Below are 17,903 nucleotides of genomic sequence, written 5' to 3' on the forward strand. Positions count from 1 at the left end.
AAAGCGTGTTTTCTATGAAGGCTCTTATTACCGGTATCACCGGGCAAGATGGATCGTACTTAGCTGAACTTCTTCTGGAACAGGGATACCAAGTGATTGGGATGGTTCGTCGTGCCTCGACCGAATCCTTTGAACGAATAGAACATATCAAGGACAAGATCACATTCGCACAGGCGGACTTGCTCGACCAGTTGTCAATCATCAGGATTCTGGAGGAATATAAACCCGACGAAATCTACAACCTGGCCGCCCAGTCGTTTGTTCCTACCAGTTGGGATCAGCCGCTACTGACGGCGGAGTTTGACGCACTTGGAGTTACCAGAGTGCTCGAAGCTATTCGCCATGTGAACCCCAGCATCCGTTTCTATCAGGCATCATCATCAGAAATGTTTGGCAAGGTGCGTGAAGTGCCTCAAACTGAGGAAACGGCGTTCTACCCTCGGTCACCCTATGGAGTCGCCAAAGTTTATGGTCACTGGATTACGGTCAATTACCGCGAGAGCTATGACCTCCATGCTTCATCGGGGATCCTGTTCAACCACGAATCCCCACGCCGGGGACTTGAGTTTGTTACCCGCAAGATCACCGACGGCGCAGCCAAGATTAAGCTCGGATTGACCGACAAACTGGCCCTGGGAAACCTGGACGCCAAACGCGACTGGGGCTATGCCGGCGACTATGTACGAGCCATGTGGTTGATGCTTCAGCAATCCAAACCTAAGGATTATGTCATTTCCAGCGGTGAGACGCATTCGGTTGAGGAATTCGTCCGGCTAGCGTTCGGACATCTTGACCTGGACTATAAAGATTATGTAGTAGTTGATCCGCGCTTCGTTCGTCCGGCCGAAGTCGATCTGCTGCTGGGTGACTCGTCCTTGGCCCGGAAGGAACTCGGTTGGGAATTGTCAGTGTCATTTGAGGGATTGGTCAAAATGATGGTCGATTCCGATTTCAAACGTTTGTCGGAAGCTGGGTAAACCTTTGCCGGTACGACGAGCCTTTATAACCGGGATTGGTGGATTCGCCGGTTCATTCTTAGCTGAGGAGCTATTGGCTAAGGGCTATCGCGTAGGCGGAGCTTTGATGAAAGGCGAACCAACGGCGAATATCTCTTCCATAAAGAGAGACCTGGATTTGGTCCGGCTTGACATTCTTAACCCCGACCGTACCCGACAGACGCTAGTGAAATTCAAACCTGACTACATATTTCATCTCGCCGCAATGGCTTCGGTAGGGAAATCATTCTTACAGGAACGATTGACCTATCGCGTTAATGTCGAGGGAACACTGAGCATTTTGCAGGGCGCAGAGGCGCTTCCTCGGCTCAGGAAAATGGTTTTTGTTAGTTCTGCCGATTGTTATGGTTCGTTTTCACCGAGGAATCGAACCCTGACCGAAAATGACCCTCTCAATCCGGTGTCACCTTACGGTATCTCAAAAACGGCTGCCGAGCAGTTGTGCCGGTATTACGCCCGTCAACGCAACGTACCAGTAACGATTTCTCGATCTTTCAATCATTGCGGCCCGCGTCAGGCGGAGAGCTTTGTTGTACCAGATTTTGCGCGTCAGATTGCGGCCATTGAACTCGGACTACGGAAGCCGCGTATGGCGGTGGGCGACCTCGGTGCTCGCCGGGATTTTAGTGATGTACGAGATATTGCAGTGGGTTATCGCTTACTGGCGGAGAAAGGCCGTTCCGGAAGATGCTACCAGTTGAGTTCGGGAAGGGCTATCACGATTCAAACGGTACTAAATATGCTACTGGGCCTGACTTCAAAAAAGGTCCGTGTTGTTACGGATCGGTCACGTCTCCGTAAGAGTGATATTCCGGTTCTGCGCGGCAATAATAAGCGAGCAATTCAAGAGCTGGGTTACAACCCCCGATATAGTATCAAGACGACTTTGCGTAACACCTTCGAATATTGGATCACAAGATTATCCTCCAGTTAGCCACTGAGATGGCAGGAGAACAAGGATGGCCAGGAAGACAAAAGGAAATGTTGATGCCTATCAGAGGCTGATCAAGAAACTGCAAAACCATTCAGCACAAGTTGGTGTTGTAGGGTTGGGTTATGTCGGTTTACCCCTCTCTATGGAGTTGGCTCATGGTGGCTTTAGAGTTACCGGCTTTGATATATCAAAATCAAAGGTCAAGCTGCTCAACGATGGAAGGTCTGATATTGATGATATCCGACACGATACAGTCAAGCGGGAGGTTTCATCTGGTCGTTTCAAGGCTACCACAGATTTCAAGCAGATTTCCAAAATGGACACTATATCTATCTGTGTACCCACCCCCCTGTCGAAAACCAAGGATCCCGACGTTAGTTACATTCTGTCGGCTGTAAGAAGCGTCAAGGCAAACCTGAAGAAGGGTGCTCTGGTGGTGCTGGAATCAACTACCTACCCCGGCACAACTGAGGATCTTATCCTGCCTTTGTTGCAGGATGGCGGCAAAAAGGTAGGCAGAGATTTCTTTCTGGCTTTTTCGCCGGAGCGGGTCGATCCCGGAAACCCTCGTTATACTACTAAGAATACTCCACGAGTAGTAGGTGGAACAACACCCAATTGCACCAAAGCTGCCAAGATATTCTATGAACAGACTATGCCCAATATTCATTCTGTCTCCTCTACCCAGGCGGCAGAGATGGTCAAATTGCTCGAAAATACGTTTCGTTCGGTGAATATCGGACTGGTCAACGAAGTGGCCCTGATGTGCGACCGGCTCAAACTGGATGTGTGGGAGATCATTGACGCCGCCGCTACCAAGCCGTTCGGATTTATGCCGTTCTATCCCGGCCCAGGTCTGGGTGGACATTGTATTCCTATCGACCCCCATTATTTGTCATGGAAACTCAAGTCGCTCAACTACTACGCACGGTTTATTGAGTTGGCCGGCGATATCAACTCCGGGATGCCGGAATGGGTGACCCAACGTATTGCCTCAATGATGAACCAGCGCTTTGCCAAAGCTCTCAACAAATCCAATATTCTGGTACTGGGCGTGGCATATAAGCCAGACATCAAGGATGTGCGAGAATCTCCGGCTCTTGATGTCATCACGCTGTTGGAAAAGAGTGGGGCCAAGGTGGTCTATAACGATCCGCACGTGCCTGAGATAGCGTGGAACAACACCTCTCGCAAGTCTGTCAGATTAACGGCAGCACTGGTCAAGAAAGCGGATCTCACGGTTATTCTGACACACCATTCGTCTTATAACTACCAGTGGATAGTTGATCACGCGCGAGGCGTTTTCGATGCCCGCAATGCTACTCGATCGGTTCGGAAAAACCGCGATAAGATCGAATTGCTCTAAGCTTCACTGCCTCTGATACGAGATAAGCCCGACCTGATGGTCGGGCTTTTTTTCTGATAAGATTCACTCCAGGGTGGAATCTGCCGAAAAGAAAGAAATAGCATATAGGTCAGAGGATTATGACGATTCTTACGAATACTGAGCAGAACGCCGAACTAAAAGCGATCCTCAAGGATTTCCTGAAGGTCATCAAGGTTGTCTCGATGTACCCGGAGGATAACACCCTACCACAATCCTTGAGGCAGTCGTTTGCAGAACGGTTATCTGAGTTTGTCTACGATCATGGTGCCTTGGCAGTAGGAGTCGAGAAGGACAGCCTACTGGTGGACGACGAGCCTATCCTGCAAAATGTTCAGGGGGAGGATGGGTTAACCAACCTATTTTTCCAAAACGGTATTCAGAATTTCACATTCGAGTCCGAACTCGAAATAGGTACGGTTCTGAAGTTGCTTTCTATCTTCAAGATACACCTCAATCGAGAGAATGATAGCGAGGACATGGCCGAATTGCTCTGGCAAGCTGATCTGCCAGGGTTCTCCTTCGAGACCATTGAGGACTACGACCTGTTGTCTTTTGACAGCACGTCACTGGAGATGATGGAGATGGGGCGATGGTCGCGGCCAGATATTCCTGACGATGCCTTCCCTGCCGTGGCTCCCTATGAGAACATCTTCACTGACTCCGGCATTCCGGAAGAGAATACTGCGGAGGATGAGGACGTCCTCAATATGATTGGACTTTCGGGACCCGAGGAGACTGGCCCCGCGATACCGTCGCTATTTGACTTCAATACCGAGGCGGAATTCTCCAGGGCTGAGGAGCGCGAAATCGAAAAGCTTCTGGCTGAGGATGCCAGGTTTGACTACGCTACATCAGTTGTCGAGTTGCTCAAGGAAATGTTACTTCAGGATTCGGAATTGACCAGATTCAGCGAGACGATCATGATATGTGAAAAGGTGCTTATCGAACTTGTTCAGGCCAACTTGCTGACCTCGGCAAGCGATCTTCTCAAGTATCTGACAGAACTGGAAGAGAAGCTTGAGTCTGAACAATCAGCCCACAGCAATCGTCTCAAAGACGCTCGGGTTACAATGGGAAGCCGTGAGAGCATGGCGTTGCTGGGCGAAACCCTCAACAAGAACAAAGACGTGGACAGGAACTCTTTGCTGTCAATTCTGAATTGCTTTAATTGGGAAGCACTGAGCTCTATTGCCGATCTCCTGGGTGAATGCGACCATCGCCACCACAGAGAGGCTCTATGTGATTACCTGGCTCAGAAAGGCCGCGAAAGACCAAACCTGCTGGCCAAAGGAGTCTATGACAAGCGGTGGTACGTCGTGCGCAATACGGTCGCAATTCTGGCCAGGATTGGGAACGAACAATCGATTCGAATATTGCAACATGCCGCAGGACACGAGGAACGGCGGGTCAGACTGGAACTGGTAAGCCAATTGTACCAGACCAACCATCCTATGGCATTCGAATTGCTCGGTCAGGCGGTTTTTGATGCCGACCCCGAAATCAGACACAAGGCAATCGACACGCTTACATCCCAAAAGGCGGAGGAAGCCTTCGATACCATTGCCGAGATTATCGAAGATCCCGATTTTCTACTCATCGACCAACACGACCAAGGAAGTTTGATGAAGACATATTCCCGTTTGGGTGGTGAGCGAGCCGTTCATCTCCTACTCAAATTGATTCGCCCGCTCAATCCCTTTCGACTACAGATCAAATCATTCAATCGGCAAGCCGCTTTTGAAGCCCTGTCACATAACAAAAGCGAGAAAGCAGAGAAACAACTCCAGCGGTTGCTTTCCAGCTGGCGCCCGGACATCCGACGTCGAGCCCAGCTTGCCCTGCAAGTCCGGACAGAGCTTGTCGAGGAGGATCGCTGATGACAACTGCAGCTTCATTGGCTGAATCGGGACGAGCCTTCGCCAGCGAGAAGGACCAGGGACTTGTCAGTCTGCTCTTCGCTCTCTACAAGAATATCCGCATCGTTGGTTCGGATCACCCAACATTTCACGATCAGTGCCGCAAGTTCGTGGAGCTGGTAGACGAGATGGCCGGCTCGACCGGCGAGATCGCGATAAAAGTAATCGATGAACATCTGTTTGTGAATGAGAAACTGGTGCGCCAGGAACGGCTGGGGCAGGCCGTGGCGAGGGACGTCGTGAAGGAATGGTATGGTTTGGGTATTGGTGGAGTGAGAACGCGTGTCGGAACCTCCACCGACGAATTGGTACATTTTCTGTCGCGGGTTACAACGTTTACAAGAGAATCGCTTGCTCCGGGCCAGACAGCCCTCGACATTGAGCACCCGGGTGGGGGCAATATTGAACTGCTCGCTTTGCACGAATCAGAGCCAGATGAGCCGGAGGATGATCGAGAACGTCGGCAACAACTCCGTGTTGCCGCCCGAAGGACGTTTTTCCGAGCTGTAGCAGCGGTGGAAGATGTCGTCGTCTGCGCCACCAAGAGCCGCGAGATGAACATTACCCGGATACGACGGGTTGTACACTCATTGGCTGATCTTATCGAGGAGGACTTTTCGTCACTTATTGAACTAACCGCCATTCGTGATTTCGATGACTATACCTATGCTCATTCTACCAACGTCTGCGTGTATGCTCTGGCCCTGGGTGTCACGTTGGGTATGGACCGTCCCCGCCTGTCCCAATTGGGGTATGCGGCGTTGTTTCATGACATCGGCAAGGTCAAGCTTTCACAGGACCTCATCCGCAAGCCGGATGCCTTCGACGAAAACGACTGGATGCAAATACAACAGCATCCCATTCTGGGAGCCAAGACTATGCTCCGTGGCCTGAAGCTCGATACACATTCGGTGCGTGCAGCACGCAGTGCCTTTGAACATCATATCAATCTTAATTTCACCGGCTATCCACAATTGAAATACAAAAATAATCAGCCCGGACTCTTCTCCAGAATAATCTCCATCGCAGATACTTTCGATGCAATGACTTCAGGTAGGATATACATCAAGAGAACCATCGCTCCCGACGGGGTACTGAAGAAGATGCGCTACCAAATGCAACCTAAGTTCGATCCACTCCTGCTGAACGTTTTTCAGGATGTCATCGGGTCGTATCCTCCCGGAACGCTGGTGCTACTCAGCACTGATGAAATTGCGTTGGTGCTGACGAACAACGATGATTGCGCGGAATGCCCGTCGGTGCAGATAGTAGGCAACCGCGAGGGATTATTAGCTGAACCCGAGTGGGCCGATCTAAGGCTGACTGAAAATGAACAGCGACGGATCATTCGCCGGATTGAGCCTGAGCAGTACGGTCTTGATCTGCGTCAGTTTATCCTCAATGATTAGAATGGCATAGTCAGGGCGGCTTTGATACCACCTTCGAAATCCGGTCTCACTTCCAAATCTATATTGCCAAGACGTTGTTTGTCGGGGAAGCCTGATAGGTGGGCATCAACATAAGCATCGAACATTGACAAGAACGAGACAATAAATACAAACCAGGTGTATTTATTGCGGCTGTCTTTGCGGTTTAAATAGAGATCATAGAATGAATTGCGACCGGCTACAGTGGTATCGGCTTCATAGCTCGCATAGAAATCGGACGCCTCTGAACCATACTTGATCGCCGAACTGATCAACCAGACCTCCAGCCCAACACACAGCGCCGCTTTGAAGTAGCTCCTGTTTCCATACTGCCCCCAACCGGGTAGCACCATTGACTTGAACAAAGCCTTAGTTGGATTCTGAGTCAATCGATCCTCTAAGTTGATTGAGTCGGATGCCAGTGTATAGGCGGTCAACTGCGGCCCGAGGTGAAACAGAACTGTATCTCTGGCGGGTACCTCCTCAACACTGGCAGTGTCGCGTGTCAAAGCGCTGTCAATCCCGGTGGAATCAAACACAACTTCATTTTCAGTAGTATTCGAGGAAACCTCGCCGTTGGTAGCGCCGAATCCCACTGCGGGTAGAAGAGTCAAAAGAAATAAAACCAGTAATCGCATCTTTTTCTCAGCAGAATATCTTCAGGCTCTGGTTGCTTACCTGCATTTCCACTTCGTTGGTCGACAGATGAACTTTCTCGCCGTCAATCAAGACCTGTTGCTGGCGTACTGAATGCAGATGAATAACCGACCCCCGAAACAGGCGCACTTCATTCCCATACAGGTATTTACCTTTATACACCTGGCGCACATAATTCCCCAAATCTCGGTCATCGCATTCGACATCGAAAATTACCTCGGCCTGTTGATCGTCCAGGATAGAAGCCGGAGAAATATCAAGCCCCATAGTATACCGCAACAGGTTGATATTCAAAACTGTCGGTCGGATTTCAAAGCGGAAGGCATCCAGTTTCAGAATCAAGCGCCGTAGCTTGACCGCTTCGGCTACCCTGGTTCCGAGAGACTTCCAACGAAAAGCAAATCGGGGGCCATTTCTGTCGGTGAGTTCCTCTCGCAACTGAGCCAGGAGACCCATAGACAGGGATCCGACGACCAGATTCCCATCAACATGTATGGTGTCAATCTGTCGATACTTGCGCTTCGCAATAGCAGTGGAGATCCGGTCTATGTCCAGTGATGGATCCAGCGATCGAGCTATGTCGTTATACCTGCCCATCGGGAGAACTCCCATCGGTAACCCTGCCGCCAGAGCTACCCCGGCAACCTTGTTGGCCGTGCCATCGCCACCAGCCGCCACCAGAGCCGTTACTTTTCCACGGCGTGTCATATAGGATGGAAGCCGACGATGACTGCGCCGAACGCCACAGATGACTTCGGTCATACGCACCAGTTCTCCCGCCGAGCGAGGTTCCTCAATGGTGTATAGTCCGTCCTCAGACCGGATAGTCTCAGTCAGACACTGGACTGTGTCTTCGCTGAAATTCGTCGCCTGTCTGTTCAGCAGTATCAGGAAGTGCGGGCGTGGTCCTTTTTGTTGTCTGTGTCTCATTGCGGAACATTATAGTCAATAGTAAGGTGTAGGAAAACAATTTATCTTCCAGCATTTGCTGGAGAATCGCCGAGGCAATGTAACATCCCAACTCAATACCATCACTTCAAACGCCGATTACATATTATAAAGGATGTGCCTCAAAGAATAATACTGTATCTTAATAAAATTATGGAACCAAAGAGTAATACAATCACCGCAGACACTTCCTATCGCTGGAGTCTGATTCCTCTGACTGGACTCATTATCGTTTATATACCAGCCTTGATCGACCTGGTTAACGATTGGTGGAATGACCCCAACTACTCCCACGGCTTTCTGATCCCAATCGTCTCTGCCACATTGATTTGGCAGAAAAGAGACGTCCTGAAAACACTTCCCCGAACATCTGATTGGCGCGGTCTGGTATTACTGGCGCTGGCCATGATCATGTTTGTGGTTGCCAATGGTGCTGCGGAATATTTTACTCTGCGTTTTTCCTTTGTCATGGCTCTTCTTGGCCTGACGCTCTACCTTTTTGGTTCCCAGGTCATTCGGACCACCTGGTTCGCCTTCTTCTTTCTATTGTTCATGATACCACTTCCTTATGTGATCTACTACGCTGCCACCTTTCCCATGCAGGCTCTGGCCACCAAGGTTGCCGTCGACACTCTTAACGTACTCGGCATGAATGCTATTCGTCAAGGGAACATCATCCACGTCACCGGACACACTCTGGAAGTTGCCGAAGCATGTTCGGGGATCAGATCACTGGTTTCTCTATTGGCTCTGGGAGCAATCTATGCCTATTCCAGTCAGAAACGCTTCACAGCCAAGACCCTACTTTTTCTTTCCACTATCCCCATCGCCGTGGTAGGCAACGTATTTCGGGTATTGGTAACATCAATTATAGTGGTTATGGTCTCTGGGCAAATAACCGAAGAGCCTTTCCATTCGATTATGGGGCTGCTGGTTTTTGTGGTCGCCTTCACTCTGCTTTTCCTGTTCGGGGCTATTCTCAGGAGGGTGTTCAAGTGAAGACGGCAGCGTTGATATCTATGGTTATAATTGTTCTGGGTGGAGCCATTGGAAACTTCCTGCGTCTCAGTGAGCAGAAACCTGATCGACCAGCCGATTTCGGAGTCCTGGCTTACAATTCCGGTGAGTACACTGGTGAGGAACAGCGTTTCTCTGAACTCAGCTATGACGTTCTTAAGGCTGATACTACTACGCTAAGACGGTACGTTGATGCCGAGGGCACAGTTTACTGGTTGTTCATTGCTTACTTTGAATCTCAGAAATACGGTAGCCAGATTCATTCGCCAAAGCATTGCCTGCCGGGTGGGGGGTGGAAGATTGACCGGCTGGAAGTTTTCTCGCTTCCTCTCCCTGATGGCCGAACGAAGAGCGTAAACCGCGTTAGTATCCGAACCCAGACCAGTCGACAGTTGATGTTCTACTGGTTCGAGACTCGCAGCGGCAGTATTCGCGAAGAGTTTGGGATTAAGTTTGATCTGATGAAAAATTCGCTTCTGCTACGACCGACCGATGCCGCTTTTGTGCGTCTCACTGTACCGGTCAAGGACGGTGACATTGATGCGGCCACAGATAAAGCCATTGAGTTTTTTAATGTTTTCCATACTGACATTGAACGCGCCCTTCCTTTTGGCGATTAACACTTGAGTGTCAGGAAGAGGTTTAGTATTCTTCGACATGCTATTCGATATTCTCAGACTGATCCGACCTGCGCAGTGGCTGAAAAACGGTATCATGGTGCTGGCGCTGGTGTTTGCCGGAGAACTCAACCATCCCGAGAAAGTTGGCCTTACACTCCTGGCAATCGCCATCTACTGCCTGTTATCATCGGCTGTATATACATTCAACGATCTGATTGATATCGAACGGGACCAGAAACATCCACGCAAAAAAAATCGACCGTTGGCCGCTGGCCGGGTTACTCCCGGAACGGCCATTGTTTTGACCTTATTTCTGGCAGTGGCGGGACTGGTCAGTGCCTGGTTCATGAATCTGGCATTCTTTTACTCTGCCATTGTATTTCTTACGCTCAATGTACTGTACTCCCTGCACCTCAAGAACCTGATCATTGTTGACGTTTTGGCAGTGGCGATGAGCTTTGTTGTACGGGCGTATGCCGGAGCGTTTGCCATAGATGTCCCCGCTTCAACCTGGATGCTGATAAACACGCTGTTGCTGGCTCTCTTTCTAGGCTTGGGCAAGCGGCGATACGAGTTGGTTTGGCTCGAAGACTCCGCCGCCCACAGGAAAACACTCAGCATGTATTCCTCTGCTTTGCTGGACCAGTTCATCGCGGTTGTGACTGCGGCTATCATAGTGATTTATATGCTGTACAGTTTCTCAACCGAGGTCTCAGTCAAGCTTGGCACCGACAACCTGTTTGTGACAATTCCGTTTGTGATCTATGGCCTGTTTCGGTATCTGTATCTCATCCACCGGGAAGATCAAGGCGGCTCGCCTACACAAGTGCTGATAAGCGACAAACCAATATTGCTCACGGTGATGCTATGGCTAATTACGGCCAGTCTCGTTCTATATGTCATTTGAAGATAGTCCTTCTCCTTACATGCACAATATTCGCTGCAGCGCTGCTTTCCTGTGATGATAAGGAAAGCAGCAGTGCACCGCCTATCAAAGAAGCTGGTCCCAATCTGCAAACTCTGGCTGATTGGCCCTTTGATGCCGACGCGTTATTTCCCGATGCAGTAGATTCGATCAATGTCAAACGCACAGAATCAATACAGGTCATGCGGCTCGGCGAAATGCCTGAATTCCTGGGGGAAATGTCAGATCATTATATTTCGTACAATTGTGTTGGGGTGGCCGTAACCACATTTGATGTGGGCGGAGTGTCCGTTGATGTGCAAATCGCTCAGTGTGCCGAATTGCAGGACGCCTATGGTCTCTATGCCAGCCACAGGCCTCATGGAGTATTGCTTACACCGCCGGGAGCAGAATCGTATGTCGTTGGTAGTACCCGCTATTTCACTCACTTCGAATATTTCATTACCCTGTCAACTAAGCAGGTAGCAGACAGCATTGCAATTACTACTCTGGCCTGGCTGATCGACCGAAACATTGAGTCAATCCCCGAAACGCCACCGTTCTTCATTGTTTTTCCGTACCGCAACCGGATAGCTGCCTCGGCTCATTATTATCCGTACAACTACCTCGGTATTCCTAATTTCAACAGCGTCTACACAATCGACTACTTGTCCGGAGGCGATACTATCACCGTTTTCCTGGCGCCGGACCCAAGCGGTAAGCAGTATATATCACTGCGTAGCTATGCCATGGACATCGGCAACCTGTATGAAGTGTCTACCACGATCAGATTCGAAGGTGGGCATGGGCTGTCTTTTGAACATCCTCAGGCTGGTCAGATCGTCGCCGGACTGGCACGTACTAATATTGTGGGGATAGTCGGCTATGGGACATTACCCGATGAAGCTCTGCTGTCGAAGTGGGTGGACGGGTTGATCAAGTAGTAAGAAACGGTATCAAACAATGTGTGGATGATACGTAGTTTTCACCAATCTGCCGGCCTGGTCAATAGTTGGTTGACAAACGAAGCGACAGCCCTTACCTAATATGCTCAAACAGAGACGCGCCGGTAGACGAAGTTTAATAATCGGCTACCAGTCGCGTAGGTGCAGTTGAGTACGAATTGTACTTCAAACCCGGAGTTGTGAATGGCTGCAAAACGTGCCGGGGACATCATGATTCCCCTGAACAAGTATCCGCATATCCCCCATTGGTTCACTCTGCGACAGGCTGTTGCTGAACTTGAGAAATCTGTCCTGGAGATCAACGGACGTAGCTCTCTACCGCGAGCCTTACTTGTCTTCGACGAGAAATACCGCCTGCTGGGAGTCGTCCGTCGGCGTGACATTCTTAGCGGTCTGGAACCCAATTTCCTTCATCATTTGTCGGTCCATTCTGAGCGTTCTCCGCTGGAGCTGGACGTTGACCCCAACCTGGCTGAGGTCTCCTCTGGTACACTATCTCATACGATGCAGAAGCAGGCTGAGATAGTGATCAGCGAAGTGATGCAACCCATAGGAGCTTCAGTAGCAAGTGACGACCACCTGGTCAAGGTTATTCATGTGATGATAGAGCGTGATCTCAACCTGATTCCCGTCTTAGAAGACGGGAGGGTCGTCGGAGTAGTGCGCAGTGTCGATGTTTTTCACGAAATAGCCAACATTCTCCTCTAGTAAGGGGTGGATTCTCAATTGGAAGAATTGACAGGAATAGAGAATGATTAGAAGATATCTGATGCCAGGCGACACCGGTGGAAAGAACGGCGACCTGGGACCGATGCCGCATGATGTTTTTATGGCAGGCAAGAAGCGAGGGATAGACTGGAAGAGAATCGGTCTGATGCTGCTCGGGGTTGGCCTTTTCTGCGGCGTCAATTTCTCGCCTCCCTGGCCGGATGTAATTGACCCGGCGGGAGAGGTTTTTCAGCTGTCTTCGCAGGGCAAAGCGGCGCTTGGACTTTTCCTATTGGCGGCTACCTGGTGGGTTTTTGAAGTAGTACCAATCGGCGTAACGAGTATTTTAATCGGCGTCACCCAGTGTCTTTTCCTCATCAGACCCCCGGTCATCGGCATAGAAGGCAACGAAATCTTGAGTTCGGCCAAACGCGCCCTCGGTGATTTCATGGACCCATCGGTGTGGTTTATTCTTGGTTCTGTTGTCATTGGTATGGCCTTTTCAAAGACGGGCTTGACTAATCGCATGGCCTATAAAATGCTCATGATGGTTGGTGAGAAAACCAGCAGCATCTACCTCGGAACATTTGTAATGACGGCGGCGCTGACAATCATCATGGCTCACACAGCCGTGGCTGCGGCTCTCTATCCCCTGCTGGCGGCCATTTATGCTCTGTATGATGCCGACAACAAACCGAGCAAATTTGGCAAAGGCCTGTTTATCGGAATGGCTTTTGTGGCCGGGGCTGGCAGTATTATCACGTTACTGGGTGCCGCACGTGGAGCAGTAGCGATCGGATTTTTCCGTGACATCGTGGGACGCGAGGTCGGGTTCTTCGAATTGTCGTATTACATGGCTCCGGTGGGGATACTCATGACTTTCCTGTTATGGGGATTCATAATGGTTTTCTTCAAGCCGGAACACAGTACTATTCCCGGCCTGAGGGAACGAGCATCTGCGTTGAGCAAGAAACTGGGACCGATGAGCAGGCCCGAAATACTTACTTTGGTGGTTGTTGGTCTGACGGTCATTACTCTAAGTTGTCGCTCCTTTATCCCCGGCCTTGAGAACCTCAACAAGAGCGCTATTATCCTGATTTCGACGATACTCTTTTTTGTTTTCAGGATTCTATCTATTAAGGATCTGGAATTGATTCCCTGGAACATCATCCTGCTGTTTGGTGGTGCTATGAGCATCGGATTCTGTCTGTGGCAGACAGGTGCAGCAAGCTGGATGGCCATCAACTGGTTGGGCTTGTTGGAGACGGCCCCGTCTTTTGTGTTCATCATGGGAGTGTCAATATTTGTACTGTTGATGACCAATTTCATAATGAACGTAGCCGCCATCGCCATTTCTTTACCGGTGGCACTGGTTATCGCTCCCTATCTCGGTGTATCACCGGAAGTCATACTGTTTTCCTCACTGGTTATGGCAGGAATGCCATTCCTTCTCCTGGTAGGTGCGGCACCGAATGCCATTGCTTACGAGAGCAAGCAGTTTACCAGCGGTGAATTCTTCACTGCCGGTATTCCAGCCAGCGTGTTGCTAACGGTAGTTCTGGCCCTGTTCGTGGGAGTTATCTGGCCGATGATGGGCATGCCGGTGACGCTGCCCTAAGCGGAGAAAGTTAATGTTGCTAGATGCCGGATCAAGCCCGGCATGACAAGGCTTGGTAGGTCAGGAGGCTTGTCCTCCTGACAATTGCATCAGGCTGGGTGGCCCACCGCTTGCGGTGGGATCAGCAAATACATAGATTACCTCAATGACTAAGCTGCGTCACATAGATGATGGCGGTACAGCCCGCTTTGTGACTTTCAGTTGCTATCGCCATCTTCCCTGCCTTTCCACTCCGCGCATACGGGATATTGCGGTGGAAGAACTTCGCCGCGTCGCACAGAAATACGATATCCGTATTCTGGGCTTTGTTATCATGCCTGATCATGTGCATCTCGTTCTGTGGCCACCGGACGGTACACAACTTGGGCGAGTAATCGGAGAAATGAAATCGTTGTCGGCGAGGAGAGTTTTTTCGGAGCAAACGTCGATTCAGTCAGGGAAGAAACGGGTACTGTGGCAGCGCCGTTGTTATGATCACAATTGTCGGACGCCGGAAGTAGTTAAGGAGAAAATCAAGTACTGTCATGGCAATCCAATGAGAGCAGGTCTGGTATCATCTCTGGCAGATTGGCGTTGGTCCAGTTATAACTGCTACGAGGGCAACAAAGATGTACTTCTGGATATAGACATAGTAGAGTTTAGGGGAAGGTGAGATGCTAAGGGAACCTACAGCAAGCTGTGGGCCACCCAGCCATTGGTACGAGTGAGATAAGAGCATGACGAAAATCAATAAAGACATTGTCAAAGCCGGGTACAACACTATCTCCAATGAGTATCTTGCGGCTCGTACCAAGAACTCCAGAGATGTACAACTACTTGAGGAGCTGGTCCAGCGACTGCCACGAGGTGCACGTATTCTCGATGCTGGTTGCGGTGCCGGCGTACCCATTACCCGGTTGCTGAGTCAGCACTTTGAAGTAGTGGGTGTTGACTTCTCCGAAGCACAAATCAAATTGGCGCAGCAACTCGTGCCCGAAGCCCAATTCGTCTGCGAAGATATGACTGAACTTAGTTTTCAGGATGCTACCTTCGACGCGATCTGTTCTTACTATGCGATCATCCATGTGCCCCGGCAAGAACACAAGACTATCTTTAGGCAGTTCTTTCGTCTCCTTAAGCCATCCGGGCTGGCTCTTCTGTGTTTGGGAGCGGATGATCTGGATGATGACATTGTCGAGGACTATATGGGCGTGAAGATGTATTGGAGTCATTACGATGTCGAGACCAATTTGGCTATGTTGGCAGACTGTGGATTCGAGCCAATCTGGTCACGAGTAGTGGAGGATGCCTCATGTCCCGGGTCCGGCCATTTATTCGTTCTGTTACAGAAGAAACGGGCCTAGTGCCGGCACACTGTCATGCAAGCAATTTTATAAAGGGTCAGACGAGGGCATCTGCCGCCCTCCGAACCGGCCCAAGTTTGAGCCGGGCACCCGGTAACAAAGTTCAACCGCCCACCAATCACAATCTGTCATGCCGGACTTGATCCGGCATCCAGTTCCGGATTCGAAGACTGGATTCCCTAACTTCACAAACGAAGTGCAACACCATTAATAAGAAAACGGCTCCTTCAAACTGAAGGAGCCGCGTTGTATTTCAACGTTTGATGTCGTTCCTATTCCCCAGCATACGCTTCGAGTGGCTCAAGGCTGGTCGATAGGCCAGCCCGCTCTCTCTGCAGGTTCCACTCCTCACGTGTCGCAACAACGGATTGTCCCGACACTTTGTCCAGAATATTGAAGAAGTCGAGCTGGTAACCATCGGCAAGCACTTCATTCTTCGGCTTGCCCTGGACAACGTAGACCGACTGCACACACTGGTGGTCCCAACTACGCCACTGCTGCTGATCCTTCAGTGATGAGAACTGGCGTCCCTCAAGATTCTCAATCACAGCCGGGGCATCGAACGAACCAACCTGCTGGACAGCAATCTGATATTCTTTGAGACAGGTATAGGCGTTGGCCGCCAGACTGCTCGGGTAGCGACCGAAACGCTCAGAGAAGCGGTCTACAAAGCCGATGCCCTCAGGGTGATTATACTTGTAGGGAACACACCAGGTCCAGTCGGTACAACCGACAACACCCGCCATAGCATCGGCCCCGACGGCTTCGGCCAGATCTAAAGTGACAACTGGCGCAACTACCTCAAGTTTATCTTTCAGGCCATTGGCTGAGATCATCTTGAGGCTCGCGACCAGATCATCACCCAACTGGACCAAAATCAGAGCCTTTGGTTGACAGGCACGAACTTGATCCAGGATGTTTTCAAGGGCTGGTCCGTTGGTCCCCGGAGGAATGAGAAATCTTTTATGATCGACTTCATCCCTGGTCTGGGTCCAGTTCCGGAGATTGCTCTCAGTTGACCATCCCCATCTTTGATCAGTTACGAGATAGCAGAGCTTCTGGCCGGACAAATTTTGGTTCATGTAGTCAGCTGTAGCTCGGGCCGCCATCCTCGGGTTGAAACCACCCTGAAACGAATAACGGTGAGATTTCTTGCCGCCATCGGTATTGGCAAACGCAACCGGAGCCATGAAGACTACTTCGCTACGTTGACAGATATCGGATACGATCCCGGTAGCCTCGCCGGAGACACCGCCAAAGACAGCCTCGACCCTCTGATTCTTGATGAGTTCAAAAACACTTTCGGCCGACACATCCGCTCTTGATTTTGAATCCATGATGATGAGTTCAACCTGGTGTCCCAGAATGCCACCGTCGGCATTGATTTCTTCGACCGCCATCACAGCAGCACGTTGCTGATCTTGTCCGTAAACCGAGTAGGAACCAGATTGCGGGGAGATCAAACCGAGTTTAACGGTCTGCTCAGCAGCGGCCACAGTTCCCAGTACGATCAAAATTGCGACCAGACTGATGGTGTAAATTGTCTTCATGGATTTAGTACCTCCCGTTTATCTTGTTCTGTTCCGATCTTATTGATCCTGTTATCATTCTATCTTTTAACCAGGGTGCAGGAGACGACCTGCAACCCCCATTTGAGTTGTCGGTAGCCCGGCAGCCGGCAATCATCGATTGGATTTTGAGTTCCATATTCAAGCCAGTCTTTGGTCCATTCTGTGCAACTGCTGAGCAACTTGAATTATGGTTCATACGATACATGGTTCATTGGCCTTAGCTTGCTCCGGCGAGGATGTTTCACCGACGGAATGAAAAAATCACGTCCTTCTGGACGACGTAAACGGATCGTGTAATCCTGACATGCCCGACAGCGGCGAATCTTTCCAGCCGCCTCGACCTTGATGCGTCGGCGCGGTTTGTGGTTCGGAGAGTAGATAGCCTTTCCGACTATCTCGTAACCCTGGCTGGCATCATCGTCATCAATCCACTTGACGCCTTCGGTTACCTCACCAGTTTCGGAGTCATAAATCGTGGCCCCGGGGCATTCGATGAAGACATGCTCGCTGGTCTCAATATCATCTACAAAGATATTGGTAGTATCAATTGCCCTGGGATTGCATTTGGCACAAAGCCAGACTCCTTTATGGCGGATCAGAGGTCGGCCACAATTGATACATAGTTTCCGGTCTTCAGGCTGCTTATCCATGACTCCTTCTTTGTTTATCCTGGGTCAGGGTCATTTACTGTCTTGTTTCAGTATTAATCTATGCAAGCTCGTTGCCAACCTGGTCTGTCAGGCGTTATTGACATAGCATTCATGCAGTTACGGAAATATTTCTATCCTTGAGACGGAGGAAAACAAAATCAAATGGGGGGGATACTCATGACTTTCCTGTTATGGGGATTCATAATGGTTTTCTTCAAGCCG

Annotated in this window: 17 protein-coding genes; 13 read left to right on the top strand and 4 right to left on the bottom strand. The window is 50.2% G+C overall.

Annotated elements, in window-relative coordinates; translation table 11 throughout:
• The first annotated feature begins 14 nt into the window (after nucleotides 1-14).
• From gmd to KOO62_00590, 5 genes are all read left to right on the top strand, one after another.
• A complete protein-coding gene (gene gmd, locus KOO62_00570; GenBank protein MBU8932476.1) occupies nucleotides 15-977 on the top strand; it encodes a GDP-mannose 4,6-dehydratase in 963 nt (320 codons plus the stop codon).
• Between the two features lie 4 nt (nucleotides 978-981).
• Nucleotides 982-1,950 carry a GDP-mannose 4,6-dehydratase gene (locus KOO62_00575; GenBank protein MBU8932477.1) on the top strand — a complete coding sequence of 323 codons (969 nt, stop codon included), beginning with the start codon at nucleotides 982-984 and terminating at the stop codon, nucleotides 1,948-1,950.
• A 25-nt stretch (nucleotides 1,951-1,975) separates the two neighbouring features.
• Nucleotides 1,976-3,316, top strand: a complete 1,341-nt coding sequence (locus tag KOO62_00580) for a nucleotide sugar dehydrogenase (GenBank protein MBU8932478.1) — start codon at nucleotides 1,976-1,978, stop codon at nucleotides 3,314-3,316.
• Nucleotides 3,317-3,435: 119 nt separating this feature from the next.
• Nucleotides 3,436-5,214, top strand: coding sequence for a HEAT repeat domain-containing protein (locus tag KOO62_00585; protein MBU8932479.1), 1,779 nt, complete (start codon nucleotides 3,436-3,438; stop codon nucleotides 5,212-5,214).
• Nucleotides 5,214-6,662, top strand: coding sequence for an HD domain-containing protein (locus tag KOO62_00590; protein MBU8932480.1), 1,449 nt, complete (start codon nucleotides 5,214-5,216; stop codon nucleotides 6,660-6,662). The genes KOO62_00585 and KOO62_00590 overlap by 1 nt, the downstream gene beginning before the upstream one ends.
• Here KOO62_00590 and KOO62_00595 read toward each other — a convergent pair.
• A complete protein-coding gene (locus KOO62_00595; GenBank protein MBU8932481.1) occupies nucleotides 6,659-7,318 on the bottom strand; it encodes a hypothetical protein in 660 nt (219 codons plus the stop codon). The genes KOO62_00590 and KOO62_00595 overlap by 4 nt on opposite strands.
• 7 nt (nucleotides 7,319-7,325) lie before the next feature.
• A complete protein-coding gene (locus KOO62_00600; GenBank protein ID MBU8932482.1) occupies nucleotides 7,326-8,267 on the bottom strand; it encodes a hypothetical protein in 942 nt (313 codons plus the stop codon).
• A 171-nt stretch (nucleotides 8,268-8,438) separates the two neighbouring features.
• Between KOO62_00600 and xrt the strand changes: the two genes are divergently transcribed.
• The 8 genes from xrt (at nucleotide 8,439) to KOO62_00640 (ending at nucleotide 15,460) form a co-directional block, all read left to right on the top strand.
• A complete protein-coding gene (gene xrt, locus KOO62_00605) occupies nucleotides 8,439-9,284 on the top strand; it encodes an exosortase (protein ID MBU8932483.1) in 846 nt (281 codons plus the stop codon).
• Nucleotides 9,281-9,922 (top strand): EpsI family protein, encoded by a 642-nt coding sequence (locus KOO62_00610; GenBank protein ID MBU8932484.1) that lies wholly within the window; start codon nucleotides 9,281-9,283, stop codon nucleotides 9,920-9,922. Before xrt ends, KOO62_00610 begins: the two co-directional genes overlap by 4 nt.
• Before the next feature lie 37 nt (nucleotides 9,923-9,959).
• The gene (locus tag KOO62_00615) at nucleotides 9,960-10,829 is read left to right on the top strand and encodes a decaprenyl-phosphate phosphoribosyltransferase (GenBank protein MBU8932485.1); all 870 of its coding nucleotides are present in this window, start codon (nucleotides 9,960-9,962) and stop codon (nucleotides 10,827-10,829) included.
• Entirely contained in the window at nucleotides 10,826-11,770 is a 945-nt protein-coding gene (locus KOO62_00620) for a hypothetical protein (protein MBU8932486.1), read from the top strand. Before KOO62_00615 ends, KOO62_00620 begins: the two co-directional genes overlap by 4 nt.
• A 204-nt stretch (nucleotides 11,771-11,974) precedes the next feature.
• Nucleotides 11,975-12,499 (top strand): CBS domain-containing protein, encoded by a 525-nt coding sequence (locus KOO62_00625; GenBank protein MBU8932487.1) that lies wholly within the window; start codon nucleotides 11,975-11,977, stop codon nucleotides 12,497-12,499.
• Nucleotides 12,500-12,620: 121 nt separating this feature from the next.
• The gene (locus KOO62_00630; GenBank protein ID MBU8932488.1) at nucleotides 12,621-14,117 is read left to right on the top strand and encodes an SLC13 family permease; all 1,497 of its coding nucleotides are present in this window, start codon (nucleotides 12,621-12,623) and stop codon (nucleotides 14,115-14,117) included.
• Nucleotides 14,118-14,262: 145 nt separating this feature from the next.
• Complete coding sequence (locus KOO62_00635) at nucleotides 14,263-14,769, top strand: transposase (protein ID MBU8932489.1); 507 nt, start codon at nucleotides 14,263-14,265, stop codon at nucleotides 14,767-14,769.
• Between the two features lie 64 nt (nucleotides 14,770-14,833).
• Entirely contained in the window at nucleotides 14,834-15,460 is a 627-nt protein-coding gene (locus KOO62_00640; GenBank protein MBU8932490.1) for a class I SAM-dependent methyltransferase, read from the top strand.
• A gap of 272 nt (nucleotides 15,461-15,732) precedes the next feature.
• Here KOO62_00640 and KOO62_00645 read toward each other — a convergent pair whose 3' ends face one another.
• Entirely contained in the window at nucleotides 15,733-17,010 is a 1,278-nt protein-coding gene (locus KOO62_00645) for an ABC transporter substrate-binding protein (GenBank protein ID MBU8932491.1), read from the bottom strand.
• Nucleotides 17,011-17,216: 206 nt separating this feature from the next.
• The gene (locus KOO62_00650) at nucleotides 17,217-17,681 is read right to left on the bottom strand and encodes a hypothetical protein (protein ID MBU8932492.1); all 465 of its coding nucleotides are present in this window, start codon (nucleotides 17,679-17,681) and stop codon (nucleotides 17,217-17,219) included.
• Nucleotides 17,682-17,903: the final 222 nt, after the last annotated feature.

The sequence above is a fragment of the Candidatus Zixiibacteriota bacterium genome, assembly GCA_019038695.1.
Taxonomy (GTDB): domain Bacteria; phylum Zixibacteria; class MSB-5A5; order GN15; family FEB-12; genus B120-G9.